At 72.3% G+C, this 14,357-nt stretch carries 6 protein-coding genes; 4 read left to right on the forward strand and 2 right to left on the reverse strand.

Features of this window, described 5'->3' with window-relative positions; all coding sequences use genetic code 11:
• Positions 1 to 124 precede the first annotated feature (124 nt).
• Entirely contained in the window at positions 125 to 8,038 is a 7,914-nt protein-coding gene (locus AC1Z4A_RS27610; protein ID WP_483682575.1) for a type I polyketide synthase, read from the forward strand.
• 150 nt (positions 8,039 to 8,188) lie between these two features.
• On the opposite strand, the gene AC1Z4A_RS27615 is transcribed toward AC1Z4A_RS27610, so the two are convergent.
• Positions 8,189 to 9,181, reverse strand: coding sequence for a 4,5-dihydroxyphthalate decarboxylase (locus AC1Z4A_RS27615; protein ID WP_483682576.1), 993 nt, complete (start codon positions 9,179 to 9,181; stop codon positions 8,189 to 8,191).
• A gap of 133 nt (positions 9,182 to 9,314) precedes the next feature.
• Between AC1Z4A_RS27615 and AC1Z4A_RS27620 the strand changes: the two genes are divergently transcribed.
• Positions 9,315 to 9,932, forward strand: a complete 618-nt coding sequence (locus AC1Z4A_RS27620; protein WP_483682577.1) for a TetR/AcrR family transcriptional regulator — start codon at positions 9,315 to 9,317, stop codon at positions 9,930 to 9,932.
• A gap of 301 nt (positions 9,933 to 10,233) precedes the next feature.
• Here the strand turns inward: AC1Z4A_RS27620 and AC1Z4A_RS27625 are convergent, their stop codons facing one another.
• Positions 10,234 to 10,617: a hypothetical protein gene (locus AC1Z4A_RS27625; protein ID WP_483682578.1), complete on the reverse strand. Its 384-nt coding sequence runs from the start codon at positions 10,615 to 10,617 to the stop codon at positions 10,234 to 10,236.
• A gap of 651 nt (positions 10,618 to 11,268) precedes the next feature.
• Between AC1Z4A_RS27625 and AC1Z4A_RS27630 the strand changes: the two genes are divergently transcribed.
• Positions 11,269 to 12,147 carry a methyltransferase family protein gene (locus AC1Z4A_RS27630; RefSeq protein ID WP_483682579.1) on the forward strand — a complete coding sequence of 293 codons (879 nt, stop codon included), beginning with the start codon at positions 11,269 to 11,271 and terminating at the stop codon, positions 12,145 to 12,147.
• Between the two features lie 577 nt (positions 12,148 to 12,724).
• Positions 12,725 to 14,224: an ISL3 family transposase gene (locus AC1Z4A_RS27635; protein ID WP_483683751.1), complete on the forward strand. Its 1,500-nt coding sequence runs from the start codon at positions 12,725 to 12,727 to the stop codon at positions 14,222 to 14,224.
• Positions 14,225 to 14,357 lie beyond the last annotated feature (133 nt).

Here is a 14,357-nt window from a genome sequence, read left to right on the forward strand (position 1 = left end):
GCCCCCCGATGCAGTCGGTCGCGGGCGTCCTCGATCCGTGGGTATCTCCTCGGTGCATTTCCACGTGCGCGGCCGAGTATGTTGGCCGGGGCGACCGCGGTGCGGTTCGGGGGAAGGTGGCCTCATGGGCGAAGGTGCGGAGCAGGTGCGCGGCGAGTTGATCCGGCCTCTGCCCGGCGCGTTGAAGGAGCACGTCGCACGCGGGCCGGGCCGCATCGCCTACGAGGACGCGCGCCGGAGTCTGACCTACGGGGAACTGGAACGGCGGTCCGCCCGGTTGGCGGGTCATCTGCGGCGGATGGGCGTACGGCACGGTGACCGGGTGGCGCTCTGCGTGGGCAACCGGGTGGAGTTGGCGGAGAGCTGGCTGGCCGTGCTGCGTGCGGGGGCCGTGGGGGTGCTGCTCGACCCCGGCTCGACGGAGGCCGAACTGGCTTACCTGGTAAGTGACTGCGCACCGGTGCTGGTCGTCACGGAGGCCGCTCTGCTGCCGGCGTTCGGACACGCCGCTCCGGGTCTGCGGAGGCTGGCGGTGGACACGGCCGCCTTCGGGGAACTGGCCGGCAGCGATCCCGGACTTCCGCCGCGCGACGACCTCGGCCTCGACGAACCGGCCTGGATCCTCTACACCTCGGGTACGACCGGGCCGTGCAAGGGCGTGGTGTCCACTCAGCGCGCCGCACTGTGGTCGGTGGCGGCGGCCTACGTCCCGCTGTGGGGGCTGGGGCCGCAGGACCGGCTGCTCTGGCCGTTGCCGATGGCTCACGCCTATGCCCACTCGTTGTGTCTGCTGGGGGTGGTCACGGTGGGGGCCGGCGCCTACCTCCTCGACCGCGGTGCTCGCCCGGCGGACGCGCTGGCCGAGCGGCCGTTCACCCTCCTCGCCGGTGTGCCCGCCACGTACCGGCTGTTGCTCGACGAACTGTCCCGCACCTTCCGGCGGCCGTTGCCGGGGCTGCGCCGCTGTGTGAGCGCGGGGGCGCCCTGCCCGCCGGAGCTGCGCTCGGAGGTCGAGCGGCAGTTGGGCGTTCCGCTGCTCGACGGCTATGGCTCCACCGAGACCTGCGGGAAGATCGCGGTCACCCCGTTCGAGGGTGCGGGGCCCGACGGGCTGCCGGTGCCGGTGCCCGGCGTCGAGGTGCGGGTGGCCGATCCGGCGACCGGCGAGGACGTCGCCGACGGGGGCGAGGGGGAGATCCGCGTCCGCGGCCCCCAGGTGATGACCGGTTATCACCACCGTCCCGACGAGACGGCCCGGGCCCTGCAGGGCGGCTGGTACCGCACGGGAGACCTCGGGCATCGCACCCGTGACGGCGGTCTGCGCGTCACCGGCAGGGTCGAGGACCTGATCATCAGCGGCGGTGAGAACGTCAACCCCTCCGAGGTCGAGCAGGTGTTGCTGGGCTGCACCGGGGTGCTGGACGCGGCGGTCGTCGGCAGGCCGCACGATGTGCTGGGCGAGGTGCCCGTGGCGTTCGTCGTGCTCCGCCCCCAGGGCGTGGACACCGATGCCCTCCGTGCCGCCTGCCGGGCACGGCTGTCGGCGGTCAAGGTGCCGCACGAGTTCCTCGAGACGACCGAGCTGCCCAGGACGGGCTCCGGCAAGGTCCAACGGCGGGTGCTGGCCGGGCAGTCGGCCGAGGAGGCCGCGGCATTGCGCGCCACGGCCACCTCGGCGCTCCTGGAACGGCTGCGGCCGTTGCCCGCGTCGGCACGTCACGAAGCCGTGCTGCGCCTGGTCCTCGAAGCGGTGGCCGAAGCCGGTGGCCTGCCGGGGCAGGACGTGGACCCGGAACTGACGTTCGCCGGGCTGGGGTTCACCTCCCTCGCGGGGATACGGCTGCGCGACCGGCTTGCCGCGGTCACCGGACTGACCCTGCCCACGACGCTGGTGTTCGACCGGCCGACCCCCGCCGCCGTGGCGCAGAACCTGTACGCTGCCCTCTTCGGTGATCCGGAGACCGCGTCGGCAGGCGGTACGTCCCGTACCGGGGCGGCCGGGGAGCCGGTGGCCGTGGTCGCCATGGCGTGCCGCTACCCGGGCGTCGGCCGCGATGTCACCTCTCCCGAGGAGTTGTGGCGCCTGGTCGCGGACGGAACCGACGCGACGTCCGGCTTCCCTGCCGACCGCGGCTGGGACCCGGAGGGGATCCACGACCCCGACCCGGACCGCCTCGGCACGTCCGTCACCCGCCGGGGAGGATTCCTGCGCGGGGCCGCGGACTTCGACGCGGCCTTCTTCGGCATGTCCCCGCGCGAAGCCCTGGCCACCGACCCGCAGCAGCGGCTGCTGCTGGAGATCTCCTGGGAGCTGTGGGAACGGGCCGGCATCGATCCGCTCGCCCTGCGGGACAGCGACACCGGCGTGTTCGTCGGCGTTATGCACGACGACTACGCCGGACGCCTCCTGCACCATGGGCCCCATGAGCTGGAGGCGCACCTCGCGCTGGGGTCGGCCGGCAGCGTGGCATCCGGCCGCCTCGCCCATCACCTGGGGCTCCGCGGGCCCGCCGTGACCGTGGACACCGCCTGCTCGTCCTCGCTCGTGGCCCTGCACTGGGCGGTGCGGGCGCTGCGTTCCGGCGAGTGCGCACTGGCCGTCGCCGGGGGAGTCACCGTGATGGCCACTCCGGCGTCGTTCGTCGCCTTCAGCAGGCTGCGCGCGCTGGCGCCGGACGGCCGCTGCAAGCCCTTCTCGGCGACGGCGGACGGCACCGGCTGGGGTGAGGGTGCGGGTCTGGTCCTGCTGGAGCGGCTGTCCGACGCCCGGCGCAACGGCCATCCCGTGCTGGCCGTGCTGCGCGGCTCGGCCGTCGCCTCCGACGGTGCCTCCAACGGGCTCACCGCCCCCAGCGGCCCGGCCCAACAGGACGTCATTCGCCGGGCGTTGGCCGACGCCGGGCTGTCCCCTGCGGACATCGACACCGTGGAGACACACGGCACCGGCACCGCACTCGGCGACCCCGTCGAGGCCCGGGCACTCCAGGCCGCCTACGGGCAGGACCGCCCGGCGGACCGCCCGCTGTGGCTGGGCGCGCTGAAGTCCGTCACCGGGCACACCCAGGCCGCGGCAGGTGTCGGCGGCGTCATCAAGACCGTCATGGCCATGCGCCACGGGCAGCTGCCGCGCATCGCGCACTGCGCGCGGCCGACACCACAGGTGGACTGGGATGCGGGCGGCGTGCGGCCGTTGACGGAGGACCGGGAGTGGGCGACCGCCGCCGGACGGCCCCGTCGCGCCGGGGTGTCGGCGTTCGGGATCGGCGGGACCAACGCGCACGTCATCCTGGAAGAGGCCGTCCCAGGGGTCGCTGCCGGGCGGGATGCCGGTCCCGCGGCCCTCGCACCGCCGCTGCTGCTGTCCGGTGCGGACGCGGGCGCGCTCCGCGACCAGAGCCGACGGATCGCCGAACTGCTGCGCGGGGAACCCGGATTGTCTCCGCTCGACGTCGCCTTCTCCCTGGCCACCACCCGCGCCGCGCTCTCCTGCCGCGCCGCTGTGGAGGCCGGCGATCGTGCTGTTCTGCTGGACGCTCTGGACAGCCTGGCGGCGGACGGCCCCACGCCCCGGGCGGGCACCGCGGTCCGGACCGCCGCCGGGCCCACGGCCCGCCTCGCCGTGCTCTTCACCGGACAGGGGGCGCAACACCCCGGCATGGGACGCGCGTTGCATGGCACGTTCCCGGTCTTCGCCGCGGCCTTCGACGCCCTGTGCGCCCGTTTCGACGCGGCCTTCGGCAACGGTCTCCGTCCGCTGAGGGATGTGCTGTGGGCTCCCGAGGGCACCACGGATGCCACGGCCGTCCGCGACCGGACGGACATCGCCCAGGCGGGTCTGTTCGCCTTCGAAGTGGCCCTCTTCCGGCTGCTGGAATCCTGGGGGATCCGTCCCGGCGTCCTGGCAGGGCACTCCCTGGGCGAGATCGTCGCGGCCCATGTCGCGGGCATCCTGACGGAGCCGGACGCCGTCGCCCTTGTCGCCGCACGCGGGCGCCTTATGCAGCAACTCCCCGGCGGCGGAGCCATGGTGGCCCTGGAAGCCACCGAGGACGAGGTCCTCGCGGTGCTGGGCGACGTCGCGGACCGGGCGGGCGTCGCCGCCGTCAACGCCCGGCACTCGGTCGTCGTCTCCGGGGAGGAGGCGGCCGTATGCGCCGTCGTGGACCGGTTCACCGCCCGCGGCCGGCGCGCCACCCGGCTGCGGGTCGCCCACGCCTTCCACTCCCCGCTGATGGAGCCGGCCCTGGCCGCCTTCGAACGCGTCGCCGCCGGCGTGACCCACCACGAGCCGCGTATCTCGGTGATGTCCGCCGTGACCGGTCGCCCGGCCACAGGGGACGAGCTGCGCTCGGCCGCGTACTGGGTGCGGCACGCCCGGGCGACTGTGCGCTTTGCCGACGTCGTGCACCGGCTGACGCACGACGAACGCGTCACCGTCTGCGCGGAGTTGGGTCCCGGTGCGCAGCTGACGGCGGCGGCCTCCGCCGGGTCCGCCCAAGAGGACGGCCGCGCACCTGTGTTTCTCGCCGCCGCGCAGGGCGGTGCCCCGGAACCCGCCGCGCTGCTGTCCGCCGTCGCCCGGCTGCACGTGGAGGGAATCCCGGTCGACTGGCACCGGGTGTACGAGGGCAGCGGCGCCCGGCGGGTGGACCTGCCGACGTACCCGTTCCAGCGCCGACGTCACTGGCTGCCCGGCGGTTCCACGCCGTCCGCACCCCGCGCCGACGACCACGCCCATCCACTGCTGACCGGGGCCGCCACACTGCCCGGCACCCAACGTCTGTTGTGCACGGGCGACCTGTCCGGTACGGACCAGCCATGGCTCCGCGACCACGTCGTCGCCGGGAGCACGCTCGTCCCCGCGGCGGTGTTCGCCGAAACGGCGCTCCATGCGGGCGGGATGTGCGGACTCGACGGACTGGAGGAGCTGGTACTGCTGTCCCCGCTGGCCCTCCCCGACGGGGACGGACGGATACAGCTGCAGGTGACGCTCGGCGAACCGGACGCCACCGGACGCCGCGCGGTGGACATCCACTCCCGCCCCCGGACGGCGGGCCCGCTCGGCAACTGGACCCACCACGCGACGGGACGGCTCGGCCCCGTACCGCGAGCCCGGGAGCGCGAGGGCGACGACGGGACGTGGCCGCCCGAAGGAGCCGTTCCCCTGGACCTCACCGGCGCCTATGAGCGGCTGGCCGCGGCGGGACACGCCTATGGTGCGGCGTTCCAGGGCGTCACCGCCCTCTGGCGGAAGCCGAGTTCGGGTGAGCTGTTCGCCGACGTGCGGTTGCCTGCCGAGCTGCACGCCGAAGCGCGACGCTGCGTCATCCATCCCGCCCTGCTGGACGTGGCGTTGCACGCGCCTCTCCTCGCCGCAGGCTCCGTCGGCCCCGTCCGCGTCCCTTTCGCCCTGCGCGACACGGCCGTTCACGCCGTCGGCGCCACGGTACTGCGCGTACACGTCCGCACCGTCGGTGCGGACGAGTTCAGCGTGCATCTCACCGATCCCGCGGGCGCTCCGGTGGCCCGGGTGGGGTCCGTGACCACGCGTCCGCTGCCGGAATCCCTCCCCGACGGAGGCGGGGCCGGGGCCCTGTACCGCCCGCACTGGGTCGGCGTTCCGGCCCGCGGCGACGGAGCGGCGTTCACCGTGACGCAACCCGATGACCTGGGACTCCGGGCAGTGCTCTCCGGGGCCGGGACGGGCCCCGGGCCGGCCGTCGTCTCCCTGGCCGCCCCACCGGCGGCCGCGACGGAGGGCCCCGTCGAGGCCACGCACGCCCTCACCGCACGCGCCCTGCACGTGCTGCGGGAGCATCTGTCCCGTCCGGCGGGCCCCGGCGGGCGACTGGTCGTGGTCACCCGCGGTGCCTTCCGCGACGCTCCGGACCTGCCGGCCGCCGCCGTGTGGGGCCTGGTGCGGTCCGCGCAGTCGGAGCATCCCGGACGGCTCACCGTGGTCGACCTCGACGACCACCCCTCGTCCCCGCTGCTCCTGCCCACCGCTCTCGCCACCGGTGAGCTGCAACTCTCCCTGCGCGAAGGCGCTGTACGCGTTCCCCGGCTCACGCCCGCGACGGTGGACCGCGCCTGCGGCGGCGCCCTGGGCGGCGGCACCGTGCTGATCACCGGCGGCACCGGGGGCCTCGGCGCGCTCCTCGCCCGGCACCTGGTCGCCCGGCACGGGGTCCGGCACCTGGTCCTGCTCAGCCGACGCGGCCCACGGGCGGCAGGAGCCGCGCAGCTGCGGGCCGCGCTGGAACGCTCCGGGGCCCGTACGGACGTGCTCGCCTGCGACGCCGCCGACCGCACCAGCCTGACAGGAGTGATCGCCCGGTACGCGGCCACCCTCACCGCCGTGGTGCACGCCGCCGGAGTCCTCGACGACGGCGTCCTGGAAGCCCTCACCCCCGAACGCCTGGACGCCGTACTGCGACCGAAGGCGGACGCGGCCTGGCACCTGCACGAGGCCACCGAGGGCCTGCCCCTGGCGCACTTCGTCCTGTTCTCCTCGGCGGCCGGGCTGCTGGGCAACCCGGGCCAGGCCAACTACGCCGCCGCCAATGCCTTCCTGGACGCCCTCGCCCGGCACCGCACCGCCCTGGGCCTGCCCGCGCTCTCCCTCGCCTGGGGTCCCTGGGGCGGGCCGGACGGGATGGGGGCGGCCCGCGCGGACCGCCCCGGCCGTGCAGCGGACGACATCCTGCGGGCGATGCCTCCCGACCGCGCGCTGGCCCTGTTCGACACCGCCCTGGACATGAACGCCCCGGTGCTCGCCCCGCTGCTGCTCGCCCCGCCGCACCCCACCGCCCCTCCCGGTGGCACCCCACCGCTCCTGAACACCCTGCTCCCCTCGGCACGCCCGACCGCGCACTCCGGGAGCGCGACGCCCGCATCCTGGCGGCAGGAGTTCGACGCGCTGCCGGAGTCCGAACGGCGCGTCGCGCTGCTGGAACTGGTCCGCGAGGAAATCGCCGAGGTCCTCGCCCACCCCGACGCGTCCGCCGTGCCCCCCGACCGCCCCCTCACCGAGCTGGGCCTCGACTCCCTGACGGGCGTCCTGCTGCGCAACCGGCTCAACGCCCTTACTGGCTTGTCCCTGGGCGCGGCCGCCGTCTTCGACCTGCCGAGTGCCCGGGAACTCGCCGACCATCTGTACGAGGCATTGCCGGGGGAGCCGGGGCCGGAGAAGGCCGGGCCACGACCGCCCCGGACGCTCGCCTCTCTCTACCGAGGAGTGTGCGGGACCGGCGATGTCGTCTCGGCCATGCACCTCCTCGTCACCGCCTCCCTCGCGCTGCCCACCTTCGACGACACCGAGGCCACCCGCCACGCGCTCGCCCCCCTCCGGCTGGCCGAGGGCAGGGACGGAGCTCCCGCGCTGGTGTGCCTCCCCGCCTTCACTCCCGCCCTCGGCCGCCCCTGCTTCGCCACCCTGGCCCCCTTCTTCCGAGGCGAACGCGACGTCCTCGAACTCCGGCACCCCGCACTTGACCAAGGAGAGGCCGTCCCCCACACCTGGGACACCCTCACGGAACTCCACGCCGCCACCGTGCGGGAACACCTCGGCGACCGCCCCTACGCCCTCGTCGGCCACTCGATGGGCGGCTGCGCGGCCCACTCCGTGGCCGCCCGGCTGACGGGAACCACGACTCCGCCGGCCGGTCTCGTCCTCGTCGACACCTACCACGTCACCCCGGACGACGAGGACCGGCCGTGGCTGCTGGCCATGCCCGCCCGCCCGGCCCTCGAACTGGGCGAGCAGTTCGACGCCGTGGTGGACGACACCTCCCTGGCGGCCCTGGGCGCCTACAGCCGCCTGGCCCGAGGCTGGACCCCGGAACCCATGCCGATTCCCACCCTGCTGGTCCGCGCCACCCGGCCCCCGTCACCGGGCAGGGGCTGGCGGCAGACCTCCTGGCCCGCTCCGTGCACGACCGCCGATGTCCTCGGCGACCACTGGAGCGTCATCGAGGAGGAGGCAGGTACCACTGCCGGAGCGATCAGTGCCTGGCTCACGGGACCGGGTCGCGCGTGACAACAGACGGCTCCGGGCAGGCAGTTGTCACGCGGCCCAGGGCTGCCCCGCTCATCCCGTCGAGCGTGCCCGCGACCTGGCCGCGGAGGCGGTCGCGTGGCGGTTCGGAGCTTCGGAAGCGACACCCCCGAAACGTCGTTGCCGCTCGACTCAGGTGTCGAGGAGTTCCGGCACGAAGATGTCCTCGCACGTCAATCGGCGCTTCGACAGGCCCTGTTCGTGGTGGTAGCGCAAGAAGGTGTCGATGGCCTTGCGGTTCGCGGCGACGCCGTAGGGCCACCAGTCGTCGCCGAGCAGTCGGCGGTTCTCCTCGAACAGCGCGCTGAACCACGGCGTGATGACGCCCATGTGCTGCTTCGTGGCGTCGTCGAGGTACTTGCTCTCGGCGAGTTCCTTGGCTTGCGTGAAGGCGTCGTACACGGCGCGTGCGAGGCCCTGTCGACGTGCCAGTTCCCTGCGGATCACGACGATGTGCATCGGAGGGAAGATCCCGGTGCGGCGGTAGTAGGCGCGCTCCACGGCCTCGTAGTCGGGGAACAGGCGGGCGACCTTCTGTGAGCCGTTCAGCACCGCCTGCGGCACGTCGACGGAGATCAGTGCGTCGATCTCGCCGGATCCGAGCATGGCACCCAGGGTCCGGCCGTCCTCCGCGTGGCGCACGTCGACGCCGTCCGGGACGGGCTGCGGGACCCAGCCGAAGGCGGGGAGGGGGTGGTTGGTGCCGCCGATGATCCAGCGGCACTGGTCGGGGGTCACGCCGTACTCGTCGGCCAGGATGCCCTTCGACCAGATCCCGGCGTCGTGGCCGTAGAGAGCGAACTCGCCGATGGTCCTGCCGGCGAGGTCCTGCGGCTTCTCGACCCCGCCGGCGGTGTTCACGAAGATCGCCGAGTGGCGGAAGTTGCGGTTGGGCAGGATCGGCAGCGCCAGGAACGGCGCATCGTCGAGGTCGAAGGTGCGCAGGAAGTAGGTGAGACCGAACTCGGCAAGGTCGTAACGCCCCTCGACGGCCCGGCGGAAGATGTCCGAGACGAGGGGTGCCGTCTCGAACACCGCGTCCACCCCGTCGACCGCGACCCGCCCGTCGAACAGTGCCTGGGTGTGTTCGTAGGTGTGGACGCCGACGCTCAACTGCGTGCCCATTAGTGCACTCCTGTCGGGTAGTTCGTGGGGGGAAGGGGGAGCTCACTTCCGTAAATGGTCGTTCACTTTTATGGTGGTCCCGCCGTGACCGAGCCGTCAAGGTGAATGTTCATTCACGATGAAAGGGAACCCCATGCCGCGCATCACCGCCGAGCGCCGTGAGGCCAAGCGCGCCGAGATCGTCGCGGCGGCCCGCCGCTGCTTCTCCCGCGACGGGTTCCACCAGACCTCGATGCCGGACATCGCCGCGGAGGCGGGCGTCTCGGCCGGCGCGCCCTACCGCTACTTCACGAGCAAGGAGGAGATCATCCTCGCCATTGCGGGCGACGCGTTCCGGCTGATCTTCGAACCGGTCGAGCGGCTGGCCGACAGCACGGACGCCCCGACCGTCACGGAACTGGTGGCCGCCGCGCTCGACACGATCAGCGGCGAAACGGTGCAGGACGCGGCGGGGCACACGGTCGCAGTCGACGAACTGCTGCGCTGCGTCGTGCAGGCATGGTCGGAGGTGCTGCGCAACGACGAGGTTCGCGGCCCGGCTGCGGAGGGCTTCGAGAAGGTCCGCGCCAGTATCGCCGACGCTCTGCGCCGCGGCCGGGCCGCGGGCACGGTGCCCGCCGCCGCGGACCCGGACCGCGGGGCCCGCATGGTGATGGGACTGCTGCACGGATTCCTGCTCCAGCGCGTGGCCTTCGGACTCACGGACACGGCCGCCTTCGCAGATGACCTGCGCGCCGGGCTGATCCTGTGATGGGTGATGACTGCGCCAGGTGGCGCTGCCGCCTTCGCCGTGGAACCGTCCGCAGTCGCCGCCGTCACGGCGTCCTCGGCCGCTTTCGCGTCAATGCCGCTTCTGGCATTGGCAGTTGGAACTCGTATCAGCACGAGATTTTGAGGGCGATGGCGGCCTCTATGCCCCGTCAAGCCGTCTGCGCCCGGGGTGACGGTGACGCCGTCGGCCCAGCGAGGCGCAGCGCAGTACGAACGATCAGTTCCCGACGGACTGCCGGGTCCATCGTCAGTCCCCCTTCGCAGACTTGGTGATCGCGCACTCACGCCGTGATGGTGACGGTCAGGTGCTGAGAGACGCTCCACAAGCCGTCGGCGCGACCGACGGCATAGGTGACCCTGACCCTGCCGGGCGCGGGCCAGGGGAGGTGGAAGAGGGTGCTCGTGCCCACCGTGGAGGTGGTGACGAGCCGGGCGTCGACTATCGAGGTGCGCAGGATTCCGGTGTCCCAGCGCAGGCGTACCTCGTCCCCGGCGGCCATGCCGGCGTACGGGCCGACCCGTACTACGAGCCGTGGTGTGCCGGTGCGTGCGGTGATTGCGCCGTTCCTCGTCCCGTCAACCTCGGGCGGGGCGAGCCGGCTGCGTCCGCGGGTCGGGAGCTCAAGCTCGATCAGCGTGACTCGCGAGGCCCTCGCGGCGTTCAAGGCCACCAAGCCACCGCCCCAGCCCATCCTGCAGACAGGTCAGCAGGACGGGCGGCACGATCCTCTGCCCGCACGAACCGGTCCTCGGCTGAGTCACTCGGATGGTCGGCCACGGGACACCATGGCCTCTTCCCGGTGTCTGCTGCGTCACTTCGAGAAAGGGAAGTAGGGGATGAGCCCCATCAGCCAGAACGCCGCGTGGCTGCGCTGCGGGCCGCCCTGTCGCACCCACCCAGGAGGCCGTTCCGTGGCGTAACTTGAGCTGGGATGTGGTCGGTTGATTCTTCGGGGGGCCGGGTCGGGTCGGGCGGGCGCAGATGTGCGCGTCATTGCCCGGGCGGCTCGCGGGCGGGCAGGCTGGGAACACTCTGCCGGTTGCCGTGTCGAGGGAGGTGACTGTGATGGATCCGTATGTCCGGACGGCCGGCCTCGACGCGGCCGATCTCGCAGTGATCAACGACGCTCTGTCGCTCGTCCGGTCGGCGGACGCACGTGCAGTCGTGCGGGACCTGCTGCCCGGGCTCAGTGAGGGGGAGCAGGAGGCCGTGGCCGCTGGCCCATGCTGCCGCACTGGTCTTTCCGCCGTCGCTCGACGGGCTGATAGCAGGCCTGCGGGCCGACGGCTTCATAGTCGGCGAAGCCATCCCCAGTGTGGTGGTGCGGGAACGACTGAGCCGACGTTACGGTCTGCCGCTTGCCGCGCTGGAGGTCACGATCCTGCACGTACAGGCGCCTGCCGTCGGCCAACGGGCGTGCGAGATCGAGCTCTTCGTCCTGGAGGTGGTGCCGGGTACGGAGCTGCGCGGGATTGTCAGCAGAGAGCGAGTGGAGCGCAACGAGTCCCACCTCGCGCTGGAGGTGAGGGCGCCCGACGGCGTGGTTCTGGCGGGATTGCGTGCGCTCCTCGCCGACCACGGCGGACTGGCCGCCGACGGCGGGGGATACAACTCCCTGGAGAACTGCACCGTGCTGTACTTCCTCTGCACTGCGGTGGACGGCCGGGGCGGGTTCTCCGCAACGGGCCCGGTGCGTTCCGGCCGCTTGGAGGTACGGGCCCGCGGTCATCACCCTGCGGTCCTGGCCGCGCACCGGGGCGCCGAGCCGGGAGATCCGGCGCGGCGTCTGCTGGAACTGATGACCGGGGCCTGGACGACGCAGGCGATCGCGGTGGCTGCCGGTCTGGGCCTGGCCGACCAGTTGCCCGGCCCCGCCGACCCGTCCACAAGCGGCACCGAAGCCGCGGCCGCGGCCGGTTCCGTCGCCGAGCTGGCCGACCGTCTCGCCGTCGATCCGGCCAGTCTGGTGCGCCTGCTGCGCTACCTCGCGGCCGTCGGGGTGGTCGCTCCTGCCGGGGACTTCTACGAGCTCACGGAACTCGGTGCAGTGCTCCGGGGGCTCTGCGTCGCTTTCCGTGAATCATGCTCATGTGCTGAGGAGGATGCGGCGGCGGAGGAAGTCGAAGTTGGCCCGGCAACCTGCCCCTGCCCGATTCTGTTGGACTGGTGTTTCACCGTTCCCGCGAAGGCGTGATGTGAGGTGCCTGGCTGCTGGGAAGGCTCTGGGTGATTCTGTGCATGTTCAGTGAGGCTTGTGGCATGTGCACGACTGTGGCTCTTTGAGGGGGTTCTGTGAATCGTGTCGAACGTGTCCTGATGGCCGTCGGGGCCGTTGTCCTGCTCGCCTTTGGGGGCTTTTTCCTGGCAACACCGGCCCAGGCTGCCCCTTCCGACGACCTCGGGGACCTCCTGGGGAGTGTGGGGGCTCTTGCCTCCCCGATCGTCGACGAGCTCGGCAACCTCATCGAAGGCCCGGTGCTCGGCGGGGCGAGTAGTCCGTCTCCCAGCCCTTCTGGCGGATGACTTCTCCCGCCGGCATCCGGTGTCGTCGGGCCCAGGGGGCTGAACACCGATGCTGTGGTGTTCAGCCGCCCGGGCTGTCCACGGACGTGACCGTGTGGCTCTGGCGTCGCTTTGCGTAAAGTTTGTGGTGGGGCTTCGGAGCCTGGTAGCTCAGTGTCGTGGGGGATCATGCGTCTGAGCTGCTGAGTGTCCTGTTCCCACATCTTGACTCGGTGGCAGTCGAGTCGGTGTTCCACAGCGGCCGCTCCGTGCGGTTACGGGCCCGGAGCCGGGCGGCTGATGCCCGGTGTCCGGCGTGCGGGGCGGTCTCGCGCCGGCGGCACAGCGGGTATGTGCGACGCCTCGCCGACCGCGCTGTGGGCGGGCAGGAAGTGGGCATCGACCTGCGTGTCCACCGGTACTTCTGCGACAACGACGGGTGTGGGCGGCGGACGTTCGCCGAGCAGATCGAGGGACTGACGGTGCGGCACGGGCGCCGGAGTGTGCCGCTGCGGGACCTGCTGCGGCAGGTCGCGCTCGCGCTCGGCGGGCGTCCCGGCGCCCGGCTGGCCGGACACCTGGCCACCACCGTCAGTGCCACCATTTTGCTCCGCCTGGTGCGAGGACTTCCGCTGCCGGACATCCCGGAAGTGAAGGTGCTCGGCGTCGACGAGTTCGCCACCCGCAAGGGCCACGTCTACGCCACCGTCCTGGTCGACATGGCCACCCGCAGGCCCGTCGACGTCCTGCCCGACCGCACGTCCCAGACCTTCGCCGCCTGGCTCACCGCCCACCCAGGAGTTGAGATCATCTGCCGCGACCGCGCCAGCTCCTACTCGCTCGGGGCACAGAGCGCCGTCCCCGGCGTCCAGGAAGTGGCCGATCGCTGGCACCTGTTCGACAACCTGATCAAGGCCATGGAACGTGCGGTCCGCCGGCACCGCTCCTGCCTGCGTGAGTCCAGCGAACCCGTCGAACCGTCCGCGGGCCTCCCGGCAGGCGCCGAACCCGCCGTCGAGACCGTTCGCACCCTGCGGATCCGCCAGTGGCATGCGGAGATCCACGCGCTCGCCGCGCGTGGCCTGCCGCTCCAGGAGATCTGCAAAGCCACCGGCCGGGACCCCAAAACCGTCCGGCGATACGCAGAAGCAGCCGCCCCGGAGGAGCTGATCGGGCCGACCGGCACCAGACGCCGCAGCAAGCTCCAGCCGCACTACGACTACCTGGCCCGACTCTGGGCCGAAGGGTGCAACAACGCCGTCGTCCTCCACCAGGAGCTCCGGGCCCGGGGCTTCGTCGGCGACCGCCGCACCGTCCGCCGCTTCCTCAACACCCTGGAGGGCAAGGTCGAACCACAACCCGTGCCGAAGACCGCCCCCGGCATCCGCGAAGTCGTACGCTGGATCGTCGGCCTGCCCGAGAACGTCAGCGAGTCCGCCCGCCAGCACCTCAAAGCAATCTGCATCCGCTGCCCTCACATCAACCAAGTCCGGCTCCTCGCCCGCACGTTCATCACCATGCTCCGAACCCGCACCGGACAACGTCTCGACCCGTGGATCACCGAAGTCGAGGCCAGCAGCATCGCCGAACTCCACGGCTTCGCCAACGGCCTGCGCAAGGACCGCGACGCCGTCCTCGCCGGCCTCACCCTGCCCTGGAACTCCGGAGCAGTCGAGGGCGCCGTGACACGCATCAAAATGATCAAGAGGCAGGGCTACGGCCGGGCCAACTTCGACTTCCTGCGCCGCCGCATCCTCCTCAGCACGTGAGCATGATTCACGGAAAGCGACGCAGAGCCACGCGGCCGTGTCCGTGGACACCAGCCGCCTGTGGTGCGGGTGAGTGCAGCCGGAGCAGTTGCCGACGCAGCAGACGCGCTGGATCTGGGCCTTGAGATCCTGC

The sequence above is a fragment of the Streptomyces sp. 17_S59 genome (genome assembly GCF_056930295.1).

Coding starts and splice junctions, on each gene's coding strand:
- AC1Z4A_RS27610 (WP_483682575.1), top strand. CDS start 125: ATGGGCGAAGGTGCGGAGCAGGTGCGCGGCGAGTTGATCCGGCCTCTG.
- AC1Z4A_RS27615 (WP_483682576.1), bottom strand. CDS start 9,181: ATGGGCACGCAGTTGAGCGTCGGCGTCCACACCTACGAACACACCCAG.
- AC1Z4A_RS27620 (WP_483682577.1), top strand. CDS start 9,315: ATGCCGCGCATCACCGCCGAGCGCCGTGAGGCCAAGCGCGCCGAGATC.